This is a genomic window from Helicobacter pylori, assembly GCA_008032935.1.
GTDB lineage: Bacteria > Campylobacterota > Campylobacteria > Campylobacterales > Helicobacteraceae > Helicobacter > Helicobacter pylori_CX.
Genome location: CP032039.1, coordinates 459268 through 484347, shown reverse-complemented (window position 1 = coordinate 484347; position 25080 = coordinate 459268). Strand labels below are relative to the sequence as shown.

General features: G+C 38.3%; 17 protein-coding genes and 4 pseudogenes. 6 read left to right on the top strand and 15 right to left on the bottom strand.

All coding sequences use genetic code 11. The annotated features are described in order from the left end of the window. Positions 1-7 precede the first annotated feature (7 nt). The 8 genes and pseudogenes from D2C78_02400 to D2C78_02365 form a co-directional block, all read right to left on the bottom strand. A pseudogene (locus D2C78_02400) lies at positions 8-1260 on the bottom strand (ComEC family DNA internalization-related competence protein). A gap of 56 nt (positions 1261-1316) precedes the next feature. Continuing rightward, complete coding sequence (locus D2C78_02395; GenBank protein ID QEF34898.1) at positions 1317-2777, bottom strand: replicative DNA helicase; 1461 nt, start codon at positions 2775-2777, stop codon at positions 1317-1319. Positions 2778-2787: 10 nt separating this feature from the next. Then, positions 2788-4188, bottom strand: coding sequence for an NAD(P)H-hydrate dehydratase (locus D2C78_02390; GenBank protein ID QEF34897.1), 1401 nt, complete (start codon positions 4186-4188; stop codon positions 2788-2790). A 2-nt stretch (positions 4189-4190) separates the two neighbouring features. After that, a complete protein-coding gene (locus D2C78_02385) occupies positions 4191-5393 on the bottom strand; it encodes a sensor histidine kinase (protein QEF34896.1) in 1203 nt (400 codons plus the stop codon). Further along, the gene (locus D2C78_02380) at positions 5359-6000 is read right to left on the bottom strand and encodes a DNA-binding response regulator (GenBank protein QEF34895.1); all 642 of its coding nucleotides are present in this window, start codon (positions 5998-6000) and stop codon (positions 5359-5361) included. The genes D2C78_02385 and D2C78_02380 overlap by 35 nt, the downstream gene beginning before the upstream one ends. An 82-nt stretch (positions 6001-6082) precedes the next feature. Next, on the bottom strand, positions 6083-7354 hold the full coding sequence (locus tag D2C78_02375; protein QEF34894.1) for a restriction endonuclease subunit R: 1272 nt from the start codon (positions 7352-7354) through the stop codon (positions 6083-6085). Between the two features lie 15 nt (positions 7355-7369). After that, positions 7370-8151, bottom strand: a pseudogene (locus D2C78_02370) (site-specific DNA-methyltransferase). Next, positions 8138-9001 (bottom strand): site-specific DNA-methyltransferase, encoded by an 864-nt coding sequence (locus D2C78_02365; GenBank protein QEF34893.1) that lies wholly within the window; start codon positions 8999-9001, stop codon positions 8138-8140. The pseudogene D2C78_02370 and the gene D2C78_02365 overlap by 14 nt, the downstream one beginning before the upstream one ends. A gap of 248 nt (positions 9002-9249) precedes the next feature. Between D2C78_02365 and D2C78_02360 the strand changes: the two genes are divergently transcribed. Beyond that, a complete protein-coding gene (locus tag D2C78_02360; protein ID QEF34892.1) occupies positions 9250-11502 on the top strand; it encodes a site-specific DNA-methyltransferase in 2253 nt (750 codons plus the stop codon). A gap of 9 nt (positions 11503-11511) precedes the next feature. Next, positions 11512-14409 (top strand): annotated as a pseudogene (locus tag D2C78_02355) (restriction endonuclease subunit R). Between the two features lie 54 nt (positions 14410-14463). Here the strand turns inward: D2C78_02355 and mreC are convergent. The 5 genes from mreC to D2C78_02330 are packed head-to-tail and all read right to left on the bottom strand — an operon-like array spanning position 14464 to position 18955. Further along, a complete protein-coding gene (gene mreC, locus D2C78_02350; protein QEF34891.1) occupies positions 14464-15210 on the bottom strand; it encodes a rod shape-determining protein MreC in 747 nt (248 codons plus the stop codon). Between the two features lie 3 nt (positions 15211-15213). Then, complete coding sequence (locus D2C78_02345) at positions 15214-16257, bottom strand: rod shape-determining protein (protein QEF34890.1); 1044 nt, start codon at positions 16255-16257, stop codon at positions 15214-15216. A 43-nt stretch (positions 16258-16300) separates the two neighbouring features. Continuing rightward, a complete protein-coding gene (clpX, locus tag D2C78_02340) occupies positions 16301-17659 on the bottom strand; it encodes an ATP-dependent protease ATP-binding subunit ClpX (protein QEF34889.1) in 1359 nt (452 codons plus the stop codon). A gap of 1 nt (position 17660) precedes the next feature. Beyond that, positions 17661-18473: an acyl-[acyl-carrier-protein]--UDP-N-acetylglucosamine O-acyltransferase gene (gene lpxA, locus D2C78_02335; GenBank protein ID QEF34888.1), complete on the bottom strand. Its 813-nt coding sequence runs from the start codon at positions 18471-18473 to the stop codon at positions 17661-17663. 2 nt (positions 18474-18475) lie between these two features. Then, positions 18476-18955, bottom strand: a complete 480-nt coding sequence (locus D2C78_02330; GenBank protein ID QEF34887.1) for a beta-hydroxyacyl-ACP dehydratase — start codon at positions 18953-18955, stop codon at positions 18476-18478. A 17-nt stretch (positions 18956-18972) separates the two neighbouring features. Between D2C78_02330 and D2C78_02325 the strand changes: the two genes are divergently transcribed. Then, the gene (locus D2C78_02325; protein QEF34886.1) at positions 18973-19179 is read left to right on the top strand and encodes a flavoprotein oxidoreductase; all 207 of its coding nucleotides are present in this window, start codon (positions 18973-18975) and stop codon (positions 19177-19179) included. Here the strand turns inward: D2C78_02325 and D2C78_02320 are convergent. Continuing rightward, positions 19137-19526, bottom strand: a complete 390-nt coding sequence (locus tag D2C78_02320; GenBank protein QEF35803.1) for a flagellar assembly factor FliW 2 — start codon at positions 19524-19526, stop codon at positions 19137-19139. The two genes, D2C78_02325 and D2C78_02320, sit on opposite strands and share 43 nt — an antisense overlap. Positions 19527-19947: 421 nt before the next feature. On the opposite strand from D2C78_02320, the gene bamD reads away from it, so the two are divergent. The 3 genes and pseudogenes from bamD to D2C78_02305 all read left to right on the top strand — a co-directional run bounded on the left by bamD (position 19948) and on the right by D2C78_02305 (position 23973). Further along, a complete protein-coding gene (gene bamD, locus D2C78_02315) occupies positions 19948-20610 on the top strand; it encodes an outer membrane protein assembly factor BamD (GenBank protein QEF34885.1) in 663 nt (220 codons plus the stop codon). A 42-nt stretch (positions 20611-20652) separates the two neighbouring features. Beyond that, positions 20653-23145: an endopeptidase La gene (gene lon, locus D2C78_02310; GenBank protein QEF34884.1), complete on the top strand. Its 2493-nt coding sequence runs from the start codon at positions 20653-20655 to the stop codon at positions 23143-23145. A 31-nt stretch (positions 23146-23176) separates the two neighbouring features. Further along, positions 23177-23973: pseudogene (locus tag D2C78_02305) on the top strand (prephenate dehydrogenase). 286 nt (positions 23974-24259) lie between these two features. Here D2C78_02305 and D2C78_02300 read toward each other — a convergent pair. Beyond that, positions 24260-24937, bottom strand: coding sequence for a DNA/RNA non-specific endonuclease (locus D2C78_02300; protein ID QEF34883.1), 678 nt, complete (start codon positions 24935-24937; stop codon positions 24260-24262). Positions 24938-25080 lie beyond the last annotated feature (143 nt).

Below are 25080 nucleotides of genomic sequence, written 5' to 3'. Positions count from 1 at the left end.
GACTTTTCTAACCTACAATTAAGCTAGGCATTATAATATATTGATAGCAACAATACAAGAAAAAGCCCGCGCTTAAAACATTCATGCTTAAATAAACTTTAAAAAATCGCGCGCTTAGAATCGTTAAAAATAAATGCGCCCCCAAAAGCCATAAAGGCGAAGGGATTGAAATCGTGGGGATTGTTAAAGGCATGCTTAAAATATGATCCAACAAAGACCCTAAACCCACCGCATGCAAGAACAAACTCAAAGGGAAAAACACGATAAAAATCAAGCCTAAAGGAATGCTAAAGAGCTGGTAGGGCGAAAACATAGGGAAAAAGGCATGCGCGACAATGAGCATGTTCAAAAACACCAACACGCTTAAAGCGATCGCTTGAAACGATCGCTTTAAAAAAGAAGAATCTTTAAAAAAAATTTGAGTGTGTTTTAAAAACAAAAAGATGTACCACACCCCACAAACAGAAAGCAAAAACCCCACGCTAAAAAGCAATTTAGGGAGTAACGCTATGGCGATACAGCACGCTAAAACCAAAAGCTTAAAACTCAAAAGCCTTACCCCAAAAAAGCATGCCAAAAACCCTAATAAGCCCATTAAAAACGCCCTGAAAAAAGAGGGTAAAAAATCTAATAGCAACAAATACCCTAGCAAAAAACCCACACCAAAACCCCTATATCATAAAAAGCGTTCCTGTAAGGGAAATAGCGTTTTTGTAAGGGGGTATAAAAAAGCGAAAAAAGAAAATACACGCTCGCGCTCAAAATCCCTAAATGGAACCCGCTAATGGCTAGTAAGTGGTTGATCCCTAGCGCGTTAGCCCTGTCTCTTAAATCTTTATTCAAGCTATCCCCTATGAATAATGCGCGATACAAATTACCCACCAAAGCGTTGGAATGGGCGCTGTCAATGAAATGGCGCCAATGCGATTTGAAATCTTGTTTTCGTGTTAAAGAAAAAGAATAAGTTTGAAAAAAGCATGATTTTAGAGACTCTAAGAACGAGCAGGGTTTGATTTTGCCAAAAAATTGCGCATGGCGGTATTGGAGGTTTTTTAAAGGCTCTTTAATGGTGGTGTAAAAGATCATGCCCTTTGATTGGAGCTTTAAGACAAAATAGGTTTTTTGATCTTTCGTTTTAGGGTATTGTAATAAGATTTGAGCGTTCAAGCTTGTAGGTTTTGAAAAATCAAGCTTTTGGTAATTCAAGTATTCTAAATAAAGGTTGATTGCCAACAAAAGGCTTAAAACAACCCCACACACCAGGTATTCTTTGGGGGTTGCAAGAAGTTCAAACGCCCCCTGAAAAGTTTTATCTTTCAAGTTGTGGGTATTTCAAATTTAGTTTCTTGTCCCTCTTCTAAATGAGAATCTATGGGCATGTCTTCATAGCGCGTGAAAGGAGCGTTAAAGCGCGTATAAACCGTTCCTGTAGCCCCATTCCTGTTTTTAGCCACGATGATTTCAGCCTCTTCAATACTGCCATTTTGCTTGTGGATACGCCTTTCTTCATTGACTTTTAGGCGCAACTCTTGCGCCTCTTCAATTTTGCCTTCTTTTTTGAGCTTGTCTATTTTGTTGTCTTCAGCCCTCATTTGATAGATATAGCCTCTATATAAAAATAAAACAATATCAGCATCCTGTTCAATCCCTCCGCTGTCTTTAATATCCGAAAGAATGGGCCGTTTATCGTCTCGGTTTTCTAGGCTGCGGTTGAGTTGCACTAGCGCTATGATAGGGATTTCTAATTCTCTGGCTAAAGTTTTAAGCTCCCTTGAAATTTCAGCGATCTGTTCATGGCGCTCTTTGGTGGCTTTACTCCCTGACATGAGCTGCAAATAGTCAATAAAAGCGATACCCAATTCCTTGTGTTGGGATTTAAGTTTTCGCAGTTGCAAGCGGATTTGCTCTATCCTCACATAGCTTTTATCGTAGAAAAAGAGTTTTTTGCAAGAAAGGTGATCGTAGCATTTGGCTAAATTTTCCCATTGATCATCATCAAGCCTCCCGCTTTCTAAATCATGCATGTTAATAGAAGTGAGATCCGATAACGCCCTTAAAGCGAGTTGCTCTGCGGACATTTCTAAACTAAAAACCGCTACCCCTCTATCATCATTGAGCGCAGCTAAGACCATGTTCATCATCAAACTGGTTTTACCCATAGACGGCCTTGCCCCTATAATGACTAAACTCCCCTTATTAAAACCGCTCGTATAGTTATCCAACTGGACAAAGCCAGTCGGTATGCCAGTAACTTCCAAACTCCCCTTTCTTTGGTTTTCTGTAATAAGATCCATCGCGCTTTCAAGCACTTCTTTAATGCTCCTAAAGCCCTCTATGGTGCTGCCATTCAATAACGCATAGACTTCTCGCTCCACAGCGTTTAAAATATCGCTGGATTTTTGTGCGCTTTCTAGGGCTTGCTCTCTAATGGTGTTAGCCAAAGTGAAAAGTTTTCGTTTAATGGAAGCGTTTTTAATCTCTTCCACATAGGCTTCAATATTATCTATAGGGCTTGCCGCAAAAATAGCGACCAGATCTTCTTCTTTGATTTGCTTGTCTTTAGGCATTTTTTGGCGGATAAAATTCTCATCAATGGGGCAATCTTCTTCATGCAGTTTTAAAGCGATTTCAAAAAACAAGCCGTTAGGCGGGTAGTAAAAATCGCTAGGCTCTAAAACGCTATGGACCTCTTCAATCTTATGATTGGCCAACACAATGCCTGAAAGCACGATCCTTTCAATGTTTTGCAATTGCTGCAAATGCTTTAAATGATCCATTTTTATCCTTTTATAATCGTTTGATCTTTTCTATCAAATCTAGGGGCGTTAAAGCGTAATTGTTCTTAAATTCTAAACTCGCTAGCGCGTGCGCTAGGCTTGCGTTAATAGCGGCGTCTAAAGGCGTGTAGTTTTGAGAAAGCAAGCTTACAATCAGCCCCGCTAACACATCGCCACTGCCTGCTTTGGCTAAAGCCACGCTCCCTAAAATGTTGATAAAAGTTCGCCCTTGATGAGCGATTAGGGTATTAGCCCCCTTTAAAAGCAAAACCACCTTGGGGTATTTTTGAGAAAAATCCCTTGCGATTTCTAGTTTATTGTCTAATAATTCTAGCATGCTTATATTGATCCCCACTAATTTTAATAACGATAAAAACTCTTTAGGGTGAGGGGTTAAGATCACTTCTTTTTCTAAAGCTTGTAAGATCTCTTTATGGTAAAAAACGCCCGCATCTAAAACGCATGGGGCTAATTCAAGCCACTTATTAAAATCCTTTGGAATATTTTCTAACCCCATGCCAAGAGCGAACGCGCTCAAGAAGTTAGGGAAATTTTCACAAAAAACCAATTCTAAAGGCTTGTTATTAGAAGTTATTTCGCATTCTAACGCTTGAACGCTCACCACTCCAGATCCAAAACTTAACGCGCTTAATGCGCTCAATAACCCCGCCCCACTATGCTTGCCTAAAAGAACATGCGCATGCCCGTAATCGCCTTTATGAGCGTTTTTTTTATCCCTTAAGGGCAGTTTGAGATCGCTTTTTTCTAGTAAAAAAGTGTCTGTTGGGATCTCATAAATTGGATTAAAAACCCCTAAATTCCCCACTTTCAATTCCCCTACATAGTCTTTAGCCCTATCGCTCAATAAGCATGATTTGATAGCGCCCATGCTGATAGTCAAATCCGCTTTAAACGCCCTCTTATCCACCCTGCCTTTAGAATCTATCCCGCTAGGAATGTCGCAAGCGATTTTAAAGCGCGCTTTTTGAGAAAGGCTTTCAAAGTTTAAAAACGGCTCTAATTCGCCCTTAAAAGCGCTCCCTACCACGCAATCTATTAACACATCGCATTCTAAATTTTGATTAAGGGCGTTTTCTTCGTATGTTTTGATGGTTACCCCTGCTTTTTTAGCCCTTTCTTTTTGCAATTGGCACATGGGGCTTTTGGCTAGTTTCATTTCAAAGACCAGCACTCTAAAACGCCCCGCTAAACGCCTGGCTAGAGCATAGCCATCGCCCCCATTATCCCCACTCCCACAAAGGATAATGACTTTAGCGCCTAAAGAAGCGTTTTGTAAAACCGCCCTTTCTAAAGCCATAGCGGCGTTTTCCATTAAAATGTCTTCGCTTAAAAGCCATTCTTCAAGCGCCCTTTTGTCTAGGGCATTCCCTTTTTCATACACTGAAAGCATCTTTATCCTTGAAATTGAACGCAAAACGAATTTTCGTAAAACGTTCCTTTTAAAGAGGGTTCGCTATGAATTTCTAGACGCATTTTATACTTTTCGCACACTTTTTTCACTAAATCTAACCCTATACCATAACCCAACACGCTAGAATTGAAACGCGCATAACGGACGCTTAATTCGGTGATCTTGTCTTTAGGGATTTCATACCCTAAATTTTTCACTTTCAAAAACTCGTGCGTTAGCTCTATGTGGATATACCCATGCATGACGCTGTATTTGATCGCGTTCATGAGCAAATTGCTATAAAGCGAAAGGAAATCCTGCTCTTTAGCCTTCAATTCCACTCCCACTAAATCGCTTTTAAATTCCAGCTTGTGGTAGTCTATCATCTCGCTAAAAAGCGTGTTTTCTTTAATAATTAGGGCTTTTAAATCCAAAAGCACAAAAGATTCGCGCTCAATATCTTGCATCACTAAATACGAGAGCGAGCGGTATAAAAAACTCATGCGCTGGATAGCGATTTTAATGCGGCGGTGTTGTTGGCTGTCTTCTAGGGTTTTTAAAGATAAGACTAAAGCGCTCATGGGGGTGTTTAATTCATGCGTGGTGTTTTTTAAAAAATGATCAATGCGCGTGATTTCATTCCTAATGGGCTTTAAAAACAAACGCCCTAAAAACACAGAAACCCCTATCACGCATAAAAACGCTACGACAAACACTAAAACAATGTTACGATACAAAGAAGAAAAATGAAGGGGTTTAGAATTTTTAAAAAGCATTTTAGCCACGCCTAAATGGGCGAAAGTTTCATCGCTGAATAAGTAATATTCCCCCTTAAAATTAAAAAAGCCCGCTTCTTTATGGGTTTTGATCAAATCCGCGCTTTCAGGGATATTAGAATACAAAACACGCTTTTTGCTATCAAAAAGGGCTATGGAAGCGTCTTTATAGCGTGAAATGAGAGCGTTTAAAGCGTTGTGGTAATCCCCATGCGTTTGCATGTGTAAGGCAACCACTTCACTAGCGATCTTAGAAGCCATTTTGTCCATGTCCATGCGTATCATTTTGATTTTTTCGTTTTTTTCATAGTTAAACGCTAAAACGCTAATCACTAGCATTAACACAAACGAAGAGCCTAAATAAGTCCCCAAAAAGAGTTTGAGGGATTTTTTTTCATAGTGGGTTAAAGCGATAGCCCACCCCCTTATGCGTTTCTATGCAATTTTTACCCAAAAGCTTGCGCAACACTTTAATGTAAGTGCGCAAGGTGGAATCATCAATAGCCTGCTCCCATAAATTATTTTCTAACGCTTGAGAGCTGATGATTTGCCCTTTATGTTCTAAAAAATATTCTAAAAGTTGGGCGGTTTTGGGCGGTAAGATCTCTTTTTTGCCCCTAACACTCAAGCAATTTTGGTGGTAAAAAATGTTAGGCATGATTTCTATGGGATCGTCATTGAAAAACCTTTTAATGCGCGCTTCCAATTCGTCCAAATCAAAAGGCTTTTTCAAATAATCGCTCGCTCCTAAATTAAAGGCGTTTTTTAAGGTAGCGTTATCCTGTAAGGCGGTGATAAAAATCACAGGCGTAGAGATTAAAAAATCGTTTTTGATGCGCTTGAACAATTCCAAGCTATTCATTTCAGGCACTTGCACGTCTAAAAGCAAGAGGTTAAAGCGCTCAACCGAGAGCCTTTCATAAGCTTCTTTCCCGTTAAAAGCGCAAAACACTTCATAGCCCAAATGCTCCAAAAACTCCTTGATACTCTCGCTTAAAAGGTAATCGTCTTCTAGTAAAAAAATCTTTTTTTGCATGGGGGTATTGTAGCGCTAATTGCCTTTATACCAAAAGCGGTTATGAAAAACGCTCCCTTAAAAAAGACACCGCTTTATTTTATCAGCCGTTTTTAGAATATAATAAATCTTTATTGTATTTCAACATGGCATTTTGTAAATCAAGTTTATATAACACATTTTCAATATAAGTCAAATAAAGGCTTTCTTGTTCTTCTTTTAAGCCTTTAGATAAAATCACATCGCCATTTTCAAAATACAAACAAATATGTTTATTTTGCGTTTGAGATATTTTCGCATGGTTAAAAGCGTCAAAATAGATTAAGTTTTCCCATTTATCCAAAAGATCAAATTCTTCTACAGAGCGAGCCAAGCATAAAGGCACAATGTGATGCAATTCAAAGCCCTTTTCTTTTTTAACGCCATGTTTTTCAAAATAAAGAGCTTTCTCTTTAATAGAGCGTTTGAGTTTTTTATCGTTTTGTTTGTTTTCTTCATTGAGCGTTTTTAAAATAAGCCTCTCTTTATTGGTTTCAAAAAACACGCTTTGTTCTAGCAAGCTAAAAATTTGTTGGGCTTGATTTTTCCAATTATGATAGTCTCTCTTGTCTAACTTATTCCCGTTAAAATGGTTAGGGTTGCAATAATTTTGCACTAGCTCTTTTAATTTTTCTTTTTGGATACGGCTTAAACTCCTATACTCTCTAACGTATTCTATAATTTCACTTCTAGTAAAATTTTCAATATTTAAAAATGTAACAAAAAACATCATTTCTTCAATGTCTAAATAATGATTGTCAAGCTCTATCATCACCTCTCTGCATTCTGCTCCAAAACCTTGCAAAAGGTTTTCTAAAGCTTGCGTGTAACAAAATTTTTTTCTTAACAAATCTTGCACGTTTAAAAATTCTATAGCTAAGGGAGTTAAACGGATATATTTAATATTGCTTTGAATGTAGGGGTTTGTAGGTTCCTTATTTTTATTGTAGCGTTCAATCAACCCCATTCTATGCATATCTACAAAAAGATTTTTTCTCAAGCTATCTTGAGTTACTTGATTCTTTTTTCTTAAATTGTCTTGAGGCATTTCAGACTTGCAGATATTATCCACCACTTTTGCATAAATCTCTTCGCCTATGATATTGCTAGGGCGTTGGCTCATATCGGTGGTGCGGATTTGTAAAAAATCTTCTCTCGCTTCATTAAAAATAGCTTGAATAATGATTTTAATCTTATTTTGATCGTAACGATTGTGTTGGGATAAGTGTAAGCCCCTATAATCAGAACTTTTTATACGATTAGCCAAGAATTTCAAACACTCTTTACTAGGGTCAAGCTGTGTGATTTCTAGCAAAATTTTTTCTAATTTTGGCATGTTAAATATCCTTTTTTATTCGCATTCATTATACCTAAACATTTCCAAGCTCTCATGCACGTATTCAGCATGGCTCTCACACCCTATAAAATTACGCTCCAAACTTTTAGCCACTAAGCTAGTCATGCCACTGCCACTAAACAAATCTAAAATCAAATCGTTTTTGTGAGAGCTAGCCTTTATCATGCGTTCAATGAGCGCTTTAGGTTTGATGCTGGGGTGTTTGGGCTTAAGGATTTTGCCCTTCTCTTTTTCAACATGCCTTTGTGAAGTGATTTCCCACACATCAAGGCATAATTTGCCCTTAGGGTTAGGGAACCAGCGTTTGTTATTTTTTAAAATCCCCTTACTTTGAGCATGTTTGATGCGTTCAGCAGATTCATAAGCAATGCGAACTTCATCGGCATTAAAGGTGTAGTTTTTCTTGTGCATGCTATAAAATAAAATGCTTTCTTGCGCGTGGTTATAACGCTTTTTGGCGTTGGCAAACCCATCTTTTTTAACCCAAGTGATAAAATTTAAAAAATGCACTTTTTTATGGTGCAAATACGCTAAAAATAAAGCGCAATTAAAAGGGGTGTTAAAGATATAAAAACTCCCTGTGTCTTTGAGTTTGGGCAGCATTTTATCAATCCAAGCGTAAGAAAATGTTAAAAACTCTTCATCGTTTTTAAAACTATCCCATGAAGCAATTTTAAGATTGTAGGGGGATCAATAATGGCTAAATCAACGCTTTTATCTTCTAATTTGTCTAAAAAGGTGAAAACATCTTCTATATAAATCTTATTCAAAATCAAACAAGTTTCCTAATTTTTGCTCAATCAAGGGCTTATAATTTTCATAGAGTTCATAACCTATAAAATTTCTTTTTAAAAGTTTTGCTTCCCTTAAGGTTGTCCCGCTCCCGCTAAATGGATCTAGCACCACATCGCCCACGCAACTATACAACCTAATCAAACGCCTTGCTAATTCAGCCGGCATTAAAGCCGCATGCTTGCCAAAAGCAATATCGTTTTTATTAGGGATTGGGATTTCCCAAATTTGTTTGGTAAATTCCACCCATTCCTCTTGAGTCAATTGGCTTTGTTCTTTTTGCTCTTCTGTGGGTTGTTTAGGCTTGCCATCTTTGACAAACACGCCGATAAATTCTATAATATTTTGCGCATAAAAATTTCTAGGATAAGGGTAACTCCCAAACATCAATCTTTTAGTGGGATTGGCGCGTTTCCAAATATAGACATCTAGCAAGAACATTTTAGGCTTGTTTTCTAGCGTGTTGTTTAAATCATGCAAAATGGAGTGCTGAATATCAGCATGCAAATCAAAAATATGGCGGTTGTAGTGCGTGTTTAAAACCTTTTTAAGCATGGGCATTAAAGGCACATTGATACATAACTTACCATTGGGTTTTAGCGCTCTGTAGCACTCAAGCCAAACTTTTAAAAGACCTAAAAGATAATCTTCATATTTTTCTAACGCCCCTAAATCTTCAACATGTTGGGTTGAATGCTGTAAATCTTGTGTGCCGTTTTTTGTGTAATCTTTGATGTTGAAATAAGGCGGGCTTGTAATGATCAAATCCACGCTATTATCTGGCACTTCATTCATGTTGGTGCTGCTATGATAAAACACTTTATTGATATTCAATCTTATTTTTACCTTTTATTAAACTTCAATGAGTTTCACAGAGATAATTTTACAATGAAATAGGGGTGTTTTAAAAAAATGAGTCAGTCAAGGTAATCTAAAATTTCAATAAGCCAAACGCCTTAACGCTCTCGCTTAAAAGGTAATCGTCTTCTAGTAAAAAAATCTTTTTTTGCATGGGGGTATTGTAGCACTTAATGAGCGGGCTTTGTTATAATAATTCTTTATGTTTTTTAAGGAGCGTGATAATGAAAACGAACGAAGCGCAATTTTATGAAGTTTTAGAAAACCTTTTCATAGGCGTTAAGATTGAAGACCAGCAAGAAAGCCTTTTAGATCCTAACGCTAAAGCGCTAAAAAGTGGCATGATCAATCTATTGAAGGCTAAAAGCCAGTATTATCAAAGCAAAAAACAAGAATTAGAAAAACTCATTGATTTAAAATGCCAAGATAACAACGATCTCAAAGAAGAATTGTTTGACAAACTCTATAGCTTTTTCAAGCGTTATTTCAGCGCTAATGGAGGGATTTATTTCAACGACACGCCCCTTTACGATAATCTTTATACCAAAAGCGGTTATGAAAAATGCTCCCTTAAAAAAGACACCGCCTTATTTTATAAAACTAAAGATCTTTATTACGTGAAAAGCGAAACGATTTATAAGGATTTTTGCTTTGAATTAGAGGGCATTATTTTTAATTTTGACGCTTCTTTACTAGAGAGCAAAAAGTATAATGAAAAAGTGGATTTAGTCTTTGATTTAAAAGATATAGACACAAAAACTAACACCCTGAATTTTAGCGTTACTCTTAAGAGCAATAATAGCCAAACAAAAACGAATGAAATCCTAAAAGAATGCTCCAATCAAGGCGTCAAACTTGATGAAGAAATTTTAAAAAAAGCGTTTGGAAAATTCAAAAAGCAAGGCAGCATGGATTATTTCATCCATAAAAACGCGCAAGGGTTTTTAAAAGAGCAATTGGATTTGTATTTGTTTGAATACCTTTTTAAAGAAATGACTGCATTTGATGCTAAACGCCTTAATGAGATCAACACCATTAAGGAAGTGGCGTTGCAAGTGATTGTATTAGTGAGCGAATTTGAAAACGAACTCTGTAAGATTTGGAACAAACCCCGCTTTGTATTAAACTCGCATTTTATCGTGAGCCTAGACAAACTCAAAGCTAAAAACTACGATTTGAGTAAAATCACAAGCCACAAAAACTACCCCAAACAAGTCAAAGAATGGCAAGACTTGAATTTAAAAACCACAGACAATCTTTTAGAAAACGAGTTCTTGCCCCTAGACACCCTCTATTTTAAAGATTTAGAAGAAGAGATTAAAAGCTTATTCAATGAAAATGAAATCAACGGCACGCTCATTAAAAGCGAAAACTACCAAGCCCTAAACTCCCTTAAAAACCGCTATAAAGAAGCCATTGATTGCATTTACATTGATCCACCTTTCAATACCGGCAGTGATTTTGCTTACATAGACAAATTTCAAGACAGCACATGGCTAAGCCTTATGCACAATCGCTTGGAGCTCGCTTATGATTTTTTAAGCCCTCAAGGAAGCTTTTATCTGCATTTGGATAACAATGCTAATTATTTGGGGCGTATGCTAGTCAATGATATTTTTGGTAAAGAAAATTTTAGGAATGAGATAATTTGGTATTACTCTAATAAAATGGCAAATAGTGGCAATAGTTTTGCTAAAAATACCGAAACAATTTTAAATTATTCTAAAAATGAAGAATATATATTTTATAGACAAAAAGAACCACGAAGTGAGCCAGTTCTTTTAAGCAAGCGAGAAGGACGAGATGGTAAAAATATGAGAGCAAGAGATGAAAATGGTAAGGTTATTTATGAATTATCTCATGAACGCTATGTGGATACTTTATGGAATATACCTATCATTGGCTCTACTTCAACAGAAAGGGTAAAAAACAATGAAAATCTAACCCAAAAACCGGAAAAATTGCTAGAAAGGGTAATCCAAGCGAGCAGTAACGAAAACTCTATCGTGTGCGATTTTTTCGCTGGGAGCGGGACGAATTGCGCGGTGGCGCACAAAATGAAGAGGAAGTATATCGGTATTGAAATGGGGGAGCATTTTGAGAGCGTGATTTTGCCACGCCTTAAAAAGGTCATAGGCGGTTTTAAAAGCGGTGCACTTAAAGAATTTGATGGAGGTGGGGTGGTGAAAGTTTATGAATTAGAAAGCTATGAAGAGATTTTAAGAAAAATCAAGTATGAAGACAACGACAAACCCCTAGCGTATGATGAACAATACAGCGATTTAGTGGAGCGTAAAAACGAGTCTTACACGCTCAATATAGAAGCGCTAGAAAAAATGGGCGTGGATATTAAAGAGACTTTGGAAAATTTACACGGCGTTGGAGTGGAGTTTTTCAATGAAAAAGTGGTGAAATTTAAAGGGAATGATAAAGAAGTAGAGATTTTAAAAGCCTTAAAAGAAGCGCTCATTTGGTAAGGAAAAATCATGGCAAAGAAAAAACAAGAAATAAGAAATAATGAAATTTTTGTCGCTCAAAAACTCGCTGAAGAGGAATTGAACGCTAACGAGATTAACGAGCCGTTAGAAATGTTAGACTTTAAAAGCTTTGATAATGATAAGGAGCTTTTAGATTACCAACAGCAAGCTTTGATTAACGCTTTTAGAGTGCTTGTCGCTTATTTTAGAGATTTCAAAGAGAATAAAAAAGAATTTTACGCTTTTTATCAAAAACATTATTCATTCGCCAATTGCGATTTCGCTAAAAAGAAACTCAATCCTTTGTTAAAAAGTCATTTTAAGGTAGAAAATGATTGCGTGAGTTTTGAAAATTTTATCAACCGCCTAGCCTTTTACATGGCCACAGGGAGCGGTAAAACGATTGTCATCATCAAACTAGTAGAGCTTTTAAGCGTGGCTATAAGAATGGGTTTAATCCCTAAGAAAAATATCATGTTTTTTAGCGCGAACGAGCATTTGATCAAGCAATTTGAAAAAGAAATTGAAAAATACAACCGGGGTAAAGACTATTTTAAACAAATTGATTTCAAAAACCTTAAAAGCGTTAAGAATAAGGATTTTTACCACTCTCCAAAAGATTCTTTAATGAAAGAAATCGTTCTTTTTTATTACCGCGCGGATTTAATGAATGATGAAGAAAGCAAGGAAAACCTTTTAAATTATAAGGATTATTGGGATAATGGGGAAAACTATGTGATTTTAGATGAAGCGCATAAGGGGAACAAGACTGAAAGCAAAAGACAGGCGATTTTTAGCCTGCTGTCTTTAAAAGGGTTTTTATTCAATTTCAGCGCCACTTTCACCGAAGAGAGCGATCTCATCACTGCGGTGTATAATTTGAGCGTGGGCGAGTGGGTGAAGCTTGGCTATGGCAAAGAATCTGTCTTATTGAAGAAAAACAATTTAAACGCTTTTAAGGAATTAAAGGATTTAAACGATAGGGAAAAAGAAATCGCTCTTTTAAAGGCGTTATTGCTTTTAGGCATGCAAAAACGCTATAAAACAGAAGGCTATTTTTACGACCCTTTAATGCTCGTGTTCACGCATTCTGTGAACGTGGAAAACAGCGATGCAGAAATCTTTTTTAAAACTTTAGCGCGCGTGATTGAAAATGACGATGGAAGCGATTTTTTAAAGGCTAAAGACGATTTATTAGAGGAATTAAAGAATCCGGAATTTCTTTTTAGCGATGATAAAGATAAAGACTATAAGGTTAAGGTTTTTAAAGAAAGTTTAAACGATATGGATTTTAAAGGCTTAAAAGAAGAAGTTTTTTATGCCAGTAACGGGCATATTGAAGTGATCATTAACCCTAAAAACAACCAAGAAATCGCTTTCAAGCTCAACACAAGCGATAAAGTCTTTTGCTTGATTAGAATAGGCGATATTACCGAATGGATCCGTGAAAAATTAAAGAGCGTGAAGGTGGTGAGTAAGAATTTGAGCTTTAAAGAAGAGAGCTATTTCAGCCAGATTGATAAGAGCAGTATCAATATCTTAGTGGGGTCTCGCACTTTTGACACTGGGTGGGACAGCACAAGGCCTAGCGTGATTTTATTTTTAAATATAGGGCTTGATGATGACGCTAAAAAGCTGGTGAAACAATCTTTTGGCAGGGGCGTAAGGATTGAAAGCGTCAAAAACCAACGCCAAAGGTTAGCGTATTTAGACATAGATGAAGCCATTAAAGAAAAATTGAAACCAAACGCTGCAATGTTAGAAACGCTTTTTGTGATACCCACTAACCATGCAAGCCTTGAAGCGATTTTAAAGTTCCAAAAAGAGAGCGAGAATGGGGGCGAAAATAGAGGCTCATGGCATGAAATCAAATTAGAAAAAACGCCCATAAAACACGCCTTATTCGTGCCTTGCTACCGAAAAGAACAAACCAACGCTCTTAAAATTTCTCCAAGCGCTTCGTTTAAAATGAGCGAAAAAAATTTTAAGGATTTAAAAGAGTATTTTCATTTAATGAGTGAAAAACATTTTATTTTAAAGCATGAAATTTATAACCCTAAAGATTACGCACTGTTAAAAGACTTGATACAAACAGTGCATTTTAAAAAGGTATCAACTTGGCATTATAAAGATTTAGATTACATGATTTCTGAAATTAAAGGCAAGCTATACCCCAATCAAAAAGTGCCTAAAGATGAGTTTAACGCCCTAGATAATGAGAAAATCGTGCATTTTAAAAGGGTTAAAGTTAAGGCGGATAAAAAAGAAGAATTGGTTAAAAAAATCCAAGAAGTGAAAGAGTATGCACCTTTGGATAAAGAAAGAATAAAAATCGCGCAAGGCGAGATCGATCCTTATGATACAGAAAAGCACAAACAAGACAGAACATTCAAAGTTGATGAAGCAGAGCTGTTAAAACTCAAAGAGCATTACTACACCCCACTCATTAAAGCCAAAAACTGCGATTGGCTTAAGCATGTGGTTAAAGTAAAGAGCGAGAGCGATTTTTTAGAAGAGTTGTTAAAGATTACAGAAACGCTGCAAGACAACTATGATTTTTGGGCGTTCAGCAAGATTGATGAGCATTTAGACAATTTATTTATCCCCTATATAGACAACGCTGCAGAAAGGCGCTTTTTCCCTGATTTTATCTTTTGGCTAGAAAAAGGCGGCACACAGATCATTTGCTTCATTGATCCTAAAGGGAGCAAACACACTGATTACGAACATAAGGCAGACGCATATAAACTTTTTAAAGATAAAATTTTTAACCCTAAAGACGATCCCAATCTCAAAATCAAAGTGGTTTTAAAATTTTATGGGGATAAGGATGGTGTGGGGGAGCGTTATAGAGATGATTGGATTAAAGAAGGGGAATTAAAAGATTTTTTTTCTAAAACAATTAGCCTAGTTTTATTGAAAGGGGTTAAAAATGCGCTTGAATTAGCCTTGAATAGAGCGCTAGTTTTTCACATCGCTTAAAAACACATGCCTTAAAAGTTTGGCGTCGCTTAAAAAAGCGTTTTTCAACACCGCGATTTTATAAGTGTAATGATCTTCAATGCTTGAAACTTCGCCCACAAACACCCCCGCTCCAAAAATCCCATCTAGCCCGCTCGTTAGCACCTGATCGCCTATGTTGATTTCAGCGCTTGGGACAATAAAATCCACGACTAATTCTTGCTTGAAATTAGATCCTATAAAGCCTAACACTTGATTTTTGCCTACCATCACGCTATAAGCGCACCGCTTGTGAGCGTTCAAAAACCCATTCAAGCGCCCTTTTTCTAGCACGGCAATGCCTATGGCTTGATTGTGGGAGACAAGGCCATAAATCTTATTTTCTTCTAAATTCATGATAGGGTTGAGAGAGACGCTGTGCGTGTCTTCTAAACTGGTGAATGAAGTCATAAAAGTGGGAGAATAGACCATTTTTGGCTTTTCTAAAGGATAAACGCTATTCAAACGCTCTTTCAAATCGGCGTTTTCTAGTTTTAAAGCTTCTAAAATCAAGCGTTCTTTTTGGAATTCCTTAATGTTTTTGGCTTGAAAAAAATACGCTTGGATGTTGTCCAATAGGCTGTTTTTAGCGCTCATCAAGGCATTTTTAATCCTGTCGCTGATATAAGAAGAACTGCCCTTAAAATCTAAAAAATAAAAAATAAGAAAAATCCCTAAAAGCCAAAGGAATTTAAAATAAAAACGCATGCATTATTCACTAAAACCCACACGGCTGAGTAAATCCAAATCTTGTATGGCTTCTCCTGTGCCTTTGGCTACGGCCAATAAAGGCTCATCGCCCACATACACAGGGAGTTTAACCATATCGCTTAGATACTTGTCCAAGCCCTTAATCAAAGCCCCACCGCCGGTAAGCACCACGCCATTTTGCACAATGTCTTTAGCCAAATCCGGCTTCACTTCTTCAAGCACGCTCCTTAAAGCGCTAGAGATTTCTCTCACCTGATCTTTAATGGCTTCAAACACATCATCAGAGCTCAATTCAATCGTGTGCAACAACCCGCTCACTTGATCCCTCCCTGACACTTCCATAGTAAGAGGCGGATCCAATTTGATCGCACAACCGATTTCAATCTTAATCTCTTCGCCGGTGCGCTCCCCTATCAACAGATTGAATTTCTTGCGGATATATTCCACGATGCTTTGATCCAATTTGTCCCCAGCCACTCTAATGCTTTTAGAAATGACTAGCCCCCCAAGACTGATCACGCCAATTTCAGTCGTGCCGCCGCCAATATCCACGATCAAACTCCCTTGAGGCTCTTTCACCGGTAAGCCTGCTCCAATCGCGGCTGCCATAGGCTCTTCAATCAAAAAGACTTCTCTAGCCCCCGCGCTTAAAGCGCTCTCTTTAACCGCATTCCTTTCCACACTTGTCAATCCATAAGGCACGCACACCATGATGCGCGGGCGAATCCATGTCTTTCGTTTGTGCGCTTTTTCAATAAAGTAGCGAATCATTTTAGCGGTAATGTCATAATCGGCAATCACGCCATCTTTCATGGGGCGAATCGCTCTGATGCTGTTAGGGGTTTTGCCTAGCATTTCTTTAGCCTCACTCCCCACTGCCAAAATATCATAAGCTTTAGAATCAAACAACCCCATGCGCACCGCCACAATAGAAGGCTCATTGATAATAATGCCCTGCCCTTTGACTAACACGATCGTGTTAGCCGTGCCTAAATCTATGGCAATATCATGCGAAAACAAACCGATCAATTTGCTAAAAATCATGCCCTTTCTAATCCTTTATCGTTAAATTTAATAAGCGTGTTCCTTAAGGAAGAATTTTAGAATGCGTTTTAGCAATGATCAAAGGTTCAGCCTGTTTCAAAACACAATCTTTAGTGATACGCACTTCCGATCCCTTAAGCTTGGGCAAATCAAACATAATATCCAAACAAAAATCTTCAATGATCGCCCTTAAGCCCCTAGCCCCGGTTTTTCTTTCTAATGCGAGTTTGGCGATTTCTTTAATGGCTTCTTCTTCAAAAATCAAATCCACTTCATCCATTTTGAAAAGCTGCTGGTATTGCTTGATGAGAGCGTTTTTAGGTTTTTGTAAAATATCCACCATCGCTTCTAAACTGATGCTATCTAGCGTGCTTAAAACCGGCAAACGGCCAATAAGCTCAGGGATAAGCCCATAAGTAACCAAATCATGGGTTTGGACTAAATGCAAGATCGCTTCTTGCTCTTTTTTGCTCATCTTTTCTTGAGTGAAACCCAACACATTCTGCGTGGTGCGTTTTTTAATGATTTCAGCTAACCCGTCAAACGCTCCGGCGCAAATGAATAAAATATCGCTCGTGTCAATTTGAATGAAATTGCCCTCAGGGTGCTTTCTGCCGCCTTTAGGGGGGATATTCACCAAAGAGCCTTCAACGATTTTTAACAACGCTTGCTGAACGCCCTCGCCAGAAACATCTCTAGTGATGGAGCGGTTTTCTGACAAACGGCTGATTTTATCAATTTCATCAATAAACACAATGCCTTTTTGGGCTTTTTGGACATTCCAATCGCTCGCTTGCAACAATCTTGTGAGGATATTTTCCACATCTTCGCCCACATAACCCGCTTCAGTCAAGCTAGTCGCATCGCTAATAGCGATAGGAATATCCAAATGCTTGGCGAGAGTTTGCGCCATTAAAGTCTTGCCTGAACCTGTAGGGCCGATCAATAAAATATTAGACTTGCTCAACTCCACTTCTTCTAAATGCTCTAACTCTAAATCGCTGTCTTGGTTGTCTTGTTTTTTGAGTTTTTCTTTAAAAGACAAGCGTTTGTAATGGTTATACACGGCTACGGAAAAAACCTTTTTAGCCTGCTCTTGCCCTATCACATAATTGTCTAAAACCGCCTTAAGCTCTTTAGGGGCTGGAATGCGAGAGAGCAAAAACTCTTCTTCATAAGCATTAGATTCCATTCGCCTCAATCGGTCTCTTTTGAGAGCGAATAAAGAATCCATTCTGTCGTATTTGCTGTCGTATTTGTGCAATTCCCCATGCATCACATCTATACAATATTCGCACACGCACACATCTTTATTGAGATTGCTCGCAAAAATAATGCGGCGTTTTTTGGGATCTCTGGATTCTGGTTTTTTGCAAAAACTGCAATAAAGCGTTTCGTTCATGTTATTCCTCTTGTTTTTCTTCGCTAGAATATTCGCTTGACTTATACGCCACGCCCCTAGAACTCTCTAAAATAAAAGAGCAAATCTCTTTTACAAAAGGGTTATTGGCATGCTCTTCTAACTCTAATTTAGCGCTCTCTCTTAAGGAGAGGACAGGGCGGAACAACCTTTTATAGAGCGCATAGATGAAATCAATATCCTTACTCTCTAATAATTGGCGCATCCTGTGGCGGTTTAACCCCCTAATAAAAGCGCGATTGCCCTCTACGGTGCAATAAGGCGGCACGTCTTTGCCTAAAGCGCTCTTACCGGCTATCATGCACCCTTTAGCGATACGCACAAATTGATGGATTGCGGTAAGACCGCCGATATTGACATAATCGCCTATTTCAATATGCCCTGCTAAAGTTACGCCATTAGCCAAAATGCAATGGCTGCCAATCACGCAATCATGAGCGACATGCACATAAGCCATGAGCAGGTTTTTATCCCCAATAAGGGTTTTTTTAATCCCCCCTTCAGTGCCGGGATTTATCATGCAAAATTCACGAATAAGGTTGTCTTCTCCAACAATCAGTTCGCTGTATTCGCCCTTATATTTTAAATCTTGAGGCTGTGTGCCTAGCACGGCAAAAGGAAAAATTTCGGTGTCTTTCCCGATGAAAGTATGCCCTTGTAAGGTTACATTGTTATGGAGTTTCACGCCTTCATCTAGTTTGACGCCATCCCCAATCACGCAAAATTCCCCAATCTCTACGCCTTTATTAATCTCTGCTTTAGGAGAGATAATGGCTGTTTTTGCAATCTTACTCATTTTTATTCTCTCTCTGCGATCATGGCTTTTAATTCGGCTTCAGCGACCACTTTGCCATCCACTTGAGCCGTGCCACCCACTTGCCAGATCATGCCCTTATGCTTTAAGACTTCTAAATGGTATTCTAATCTGTCGCCTGGGGTTACAGGAATGCGGAATTTAACCTTATCAATCGTCATGAAATACACGATTTTTGTTTTGGCTATTTCAGGGTCAAACCCCCACAAGCTAGTGAAAGCCAAAAACCCTCCGCTTTGCGCCATGCCCTCTACGATCAAAACGCCCGGGAAAATGGGCTTATCAGGGAAATGCCCGTTAAACACGTCTTCATTAAAAGTGATATTCTTATAAGCGACAATTTTTTGATTGGCTTGTAAATCTATAATTCTATCCACTAAGAGCATGGGATAACGATGAGGTAAAATCTGTAAGATATGCTCTATAAAAAATTGAGATTGCAAGTTTTGATGGCTTTGTTCCATAAAATAAACTCCTTGTTTTGGATTCAATTAAAGCGCTATTTTTAGCGTTGGTTATTCTAAAAAATAACCGCTATTATACCATAAGAAAACCGCTCGCTTGTATTTGCAAAAACACCAATGCATTGCGCCATAAGTTTAAAGAAACGCTTTACACAGACACCACTCATGCACCGCTCATGCATCATTCATGCGTGTGGCTTAGAATATTCTCTCTTAAATGGTAGTGTGGGTATTTGTTAGAATCCAAAACCACTTGCCCCATGAGCTGCTTGTCCAAATTGAAAATTAAAGGGGCTAAATAATTCACGGTGGAAAGCTCAATAGGGGTTTGAACGACCATGATATTAGCGACCAGAACGCTCTTGGCTCCCTCTAATTCTAAAAGGATTTTTAAGGGGGTAGGCACTTCAAATTCGTATTTTCTTAAAGCAAAGGGATTAACCAGCGTGAAAGACACCACGGAATTCTCTTCTGCACTATTCAAACGCAAAAAGATTTCATCAACCTTTTGCAAGTGCATTTTATGAATGGTTTCAAACCCTAATATAGGCGCTTTCACATCAAAAATCATAGGCGATTGCATTCCCTTTAAAAAAGCACAAAATCTTCTCCTTAAAGAATAAAAGACCGCCTTAAAACCAGCGCTCAATGATTTCTAAACTAAACTCTGTATTATATCAAACAATTTTGGTAAAATCAATTTTTGCTAGTTTTGGGTATAATCCCAATAACTTAACCATAGATGGAAGTTTAAAGATGGAAGTTTAACTGAAGAATTATAAAATATAACAAGGAGTGAGGAATGAGCAAAATAAAACCACAAATCAAGAAAAATAATCCCAGCAAATCTCATTTTAGCGATGGGTGGCGTCTTTTTAGTGCGGTTGGGCTTGATTTGGAGAAATGGTGCTGACATTATTCGGTGGGAATAAGAAAGATAAGAAAAAATAACCATGAGTTATTCAAAAATTTAATTTTATAAGACAGGTGGCATGCGTTTAAAACATTTTAAAACTTTCCTTTTTATCGCAATGGCGATTATTGTGATAGGCACCGGTTGCGCGAACAAAAAGAAAAAAAAAGACGAATACAACAAACCGGCGATCTTTTGGTATCAAGGGATTTTGAGAGAAATCCTTTTTGCTAATTTAGAAACAGCGGACAATTACTATTCTTCTTTACAGAGCGAACACATCAATTCCCCCCTTGTCCCAGAGGCGATGCTAGCTTTAGGGCAAGCGCACATGAAAAAGAAAGAGTATGTTTTGGCGTCTTTTTACTTTGATGAATACATCAAGCGCTTTGGGACAAAAGACAATGTGGATTATTTGACTTTTTTAAAATTGCAATCGCATTATTACGCTTTCAAAAACCATTCTAAAGACCAGGAATTTATCTCTAATTCTATTGTGAGTTTAGGCGAATTTATAGAAAAATACCCTAACAGCCGTTACCGCCCCTATGTAGAATACATGCAAATCAAATTCATTTTAGGGCAAAATGAGCTCAATCGCGCGATCGCGAATGTCTATAAAAAACGCCACAAGCCTGAGGGCGTGAAACGCTATTTAGAAAGGATAGATGAGACTTTAGAAAAAGAGACTAAACCCAAACCATCGCACATGCCTTGGTATGTGTTAATTTTTGATTGGTAGGATATTTCAAAACCATACAAATTTATAACAGAGAGATGAAAAATGACTGAATATTTTCCTAAAATTCTGCCTTTATTGGTAGAAGAAGACACTTTTTTATACCCCTTTATGATAGCCCCTATTTTTTTGCAAAATAACGCGAGCATCAAGGCGGTGGCTTACGCTAAAAACAACAAATCATTAGTCTTTATTGCATGCCAAAAAGACAAATTGAACGATAATGAAGCCCCTTATTATGATGTGGGGGTGATAGGCTCTGTCATGCGTGAAGCCAACATGCCTAATGGGCGCGTGAAATTGCTCTTTAATGGCATCGCTAAGGGGCGCATTTTAGAACCCGCTAAAGAAAACGAGCAAGGCTTTTTGGAAGCTCAAATAAGCCCTATTGAATATTTAGAATACGATAAAGAAAACATTCAAGCTATCGTGGAGGTGTTAAAAGAAAAAGTGATCACTCTAGCCAATGTCAGCTCGCTCTTCCCCCCGGATTTGATCAAGGCTTTAGAAGACAATGACGATCCTAACCGCATCGCTGATTTAATCGCAGCGGCCTTGCATTTAAAAAAAGATCAAGCGTATTCTCTTTTTGCCAACAACAACACCGAACAGCGTTTGTTGGATTTGATTGATATTGTGATAGAAGAAACTAAAACCCAAAAGCTCCAAAAAGAAATCAAATCCAAAGTCCATCAAAAAATGGAGCAAACCAATAAGGAATATTTCCTAAAAGAGCAGCTCAAACAAATCCAAAAAGAGCTTGGCACAGACAAACAGCGAGATGAAGATTTAAACCAATACTACCAAAAACTAGAAAGCATCAAGCCTTTTTTAAAAGAAGAAGCGTTTAAGGAGATTAAAAAGCAAATTGACCGGCTGAGCCGAACCCATGCAGACAGCTCTGATAGTGCGACTTTACAAAATTACATTGAAACCATGTTAGATGTGCCTTTTGGGCAATATGAAAAAAAAGCACTAGACATTAAGCATGTCAAAGAGCAACTAGATAACGATCATTATTCCTTAAAAAGGCCTAAAGAGCGCATTGTGGAATACTTTGCCACCATGCAGCTTTTAGAAATGCGCCACAAGAAAAAGCCAGAAAAAAAAGACAAAACTAAAGGCACGATTTTATGCTTTTATGGGCCTCCTGGCGTGGGTAAAACGAGTTTGGCTAATTCCATCGCTAAAGCGATAGAGCGTCCTTTAGTGAGAATCGCTTTAGGGGGCTTAGAAGATGTGAATGAACTAAGAGGGCACAGACGCACTTATATAGGCTCCATGCCCGGGCGTATTGTCCAAGGGCTTATTGAAGCCAAAAAGATGAATCCGGTCATGGTTTTAGATGAAATTGATAAGGTGGATCGGAGCGTTAGGGGCGATCCAGCGAGCGCTTTATTAGAGATCTTAGACCCTGAGCAAAATATCGCCTTTAGGGATCATTACGCGAATTTCAGCATTGATTTGTCGCAAGTGATTTTTATCGCTACTGCTAATAATATTGACAGAATCCCGGCCCCTTTAAGAGACAGAATGGAATTTATCAGCGTGTCCAGCTACACGCCTAGCGAAAAAGAAGAGATCGCTAAAAACTACCTCATCCCCCAAGAATTAGAAAAGCACGCCTTAAAGCCTAGCGAAGTGGATATTAGCCATGAGTGTTTGAAACTCATTATTGAAAAATACACCAGAGAAGCGGGCGTTAGGGATTTACGAAGACAAATCGCAACGATTATGCGTAAAGCGGCTTTAAAATACCTAGAAGATAACCCGCACAAAAAAGGGCGAACCAAGAAAAACGAAGATAAAAAAGGCGAAGATCAAAAAAGCGAAAATCAAAAAGGCGAGAACAAAGATTTCTGCGTCTCTATCACGCCTAACAACCTTAAAGAGTATTTAGAACGCATGGTGTTTGAAATTGACCCCATAGATGGAGAAAATAAAATCGGTATCGTCAATGGTTTGGCATGGACTCCAGTGGGCGGTGATGTGCTTAAAATTGAAGCGGTTAAGATTAGGGGCAAGGGGGAATTGAAACTCACCGGGAGCTTAGGCGATGTGATGAAAGAATCCGCCATTATTGCCTTTTCTGTTGTCAAAGTCTTGTTGGATAACGAAACCTTAAAAGCGCCCAAAATCCCTAGCGAGGCCGATGCAGAGGGCAAGAAAAAGAAAAAAGCGCTGAAAGTTTATAACGCTTACGATTTGCACTTGCATGTCCCTGAAGGGGCTACGCCTAAAGACGGCCCGAGTGCTGGGATCGCTATGGCGAGCGTGATGGCGAGCATTTTGTGCGACCGAGCTACAAGAAGCGAAGTGGCGATGACGGGCGAATTGACTTTGAGCGGGGAAGTTTTACCCATAGGAGGGTTGAAAGAAAAATTGATCGCTGCTTTTAAAGCCGGCATTAAAACCGCTCTCATTCCTGTCAAAAATTACGAAAGGGATTTAGACGAGATCCCTGCTGAAGTGCGAGAGAATTTAAACATCGTTGCGGTGAAAAACATCGCTGAAGTGTTAGAAAAAACCTTACTTTAGAATGAAAGCAGGCATTATTGGTTTAGGGCTTATGGGGGGCAGTTTAGGGCTAGCCTTACAAGAATGGGGGCGTTTTAAAAGCGTTATAGGCTATGATCATAACGCTTTGCATGCTAAATTGGCTTTGACTTTGGGGCTTGTAGATGAGTGCGTGGGATTTGAAAAGATTTTAGAATGCGATGTGATTTTTTTAGCCATTCCGGTTGAGGGCATCATTGCATGTTTGAAAAAAATGACCTCTATCAAAAAAAGCGCAACGATTATTGATTTAGGGGGGCAAAAGCGCAAATCATTCACAATATCCCTAAAAGCATCCGTCAAAATTTCATCGCCGCGCACCCCATGTGTGGGACAGAGTTTTATGGCCCTAAAGCGAGCGTTAAGGGGCTGTATGAAAACGCTTTGGTGATATTGTGCGATTTAGAAGATTCAGGGACTGAGCAAGTAGAGATCGCTAAAGAAATCTTTTTAGGCATTAAAGCACGCTTGATTAAAATGAAATCCAACGAGCATGACACCCATGTGGCTTATATCAGCCATTTACCCCATGTTTTGAGCTACGCTCTAGCTAATAGCGTTTTAAAGCAAAACGACCCAGAGATGATTTTATCCTTAGCGGGTGGGGGTTTTAGGGATATGAGCCGTTTGTCTAAAAGCTCGCCTTTAATGTGGAAAGATATTTTCAAACAAAACCGAGACAATGTCTTAGAAGCGATTAAAAAATGCGAAAAAGAAATCGCGCAAGCTAAGGCTTGGATAGAAAATAACGATTATGAAAGCCTTGCAGAATGGATGGTGCAAGCGAACAAACTCCAGGAATTCATGTAAAGGTTCATGTAAAGTAAAATGATGTAAAATAATTTAAAATTTACATATCGTTGTTTTTAGAGTTGCTAGAAGCAAAAGGGGGTGTTTTTGGATTGTCCTTATAGGCTGTTTCATGTGGATTGCCTGTGGATAGCATGGATTGATCTACAACCATAAGAGATTATCTTAAATTCAGATCTTATGAAACGCTTCCAACAAAAACAAATTTTAGCCGTTTAGGGATTTGATTCCTTAAACCTTTTTATCAAAAATACCGGTGTTTTTATGAGACATTTTAAGGGCGGTTTTAATACTTCTTAGCGTTGTTAAGATACTTAGGCAATTCATTCAACTCAGCGTTTTTATCGTTCTTAAAAACCACTTGCTTTTCAACTTGCTCATATTCTTTACAATCTCTTCTCATTTTTTGTAAGGGATATTTTTGGTTGTCATTAGGGATGTAAAAACATTCGCTTTTAGCGTTTTCATAGTTATCGGTTAGGCTTATATCATAGTGGTACCAAAACCCGCTAGGGATAGCGATATTCTTAGAGCTAAAAGTCCTATAACCCTGTTTGATGATGGTGAGTTCTTCTACTAAAACTTGATGGTATTTCCTAGCCAAATTACGGCCCTCTTTTTCTACTGATAAAACAGAATGCCTGTTGGTGTTTTTGGCTTCAGGGGTGATATTAGTCATTCTGTAAGTTTCTCTTAAAGGGTTAGACGCAAAATCAAAAGAAGCGTCATTCGCCACAAAATGCCCCCTATCAAAACCGCTTCTTGTGTAATCTTGTGTCGTGGCTTGTTGGTATTTGGCTAATCGTGTGTCCGTTTTAAACTCATAGCGTTTTTCAATATTATTTTTATCCACTAAATCCCCAAACAACACGCTCACGCCATAAATAGGGTTTTTTAACTCGCTAGAATAACACACCGAATAAAAGTTATTTTTTAAGACTTTACAATCAATGTTAGTGAGAATGCCATTAGCATAGGTCTTAGTGGGGTTAGCGCTATTTACTTAATCCTTGATTTCATTAAGCTTTTTAGTGGTGTAGCTGTTAATAGCCTTAGTGAAATTATCCAGCATGTCCGCTTGGAGCCAACCCATAGCAATCAAGCTAA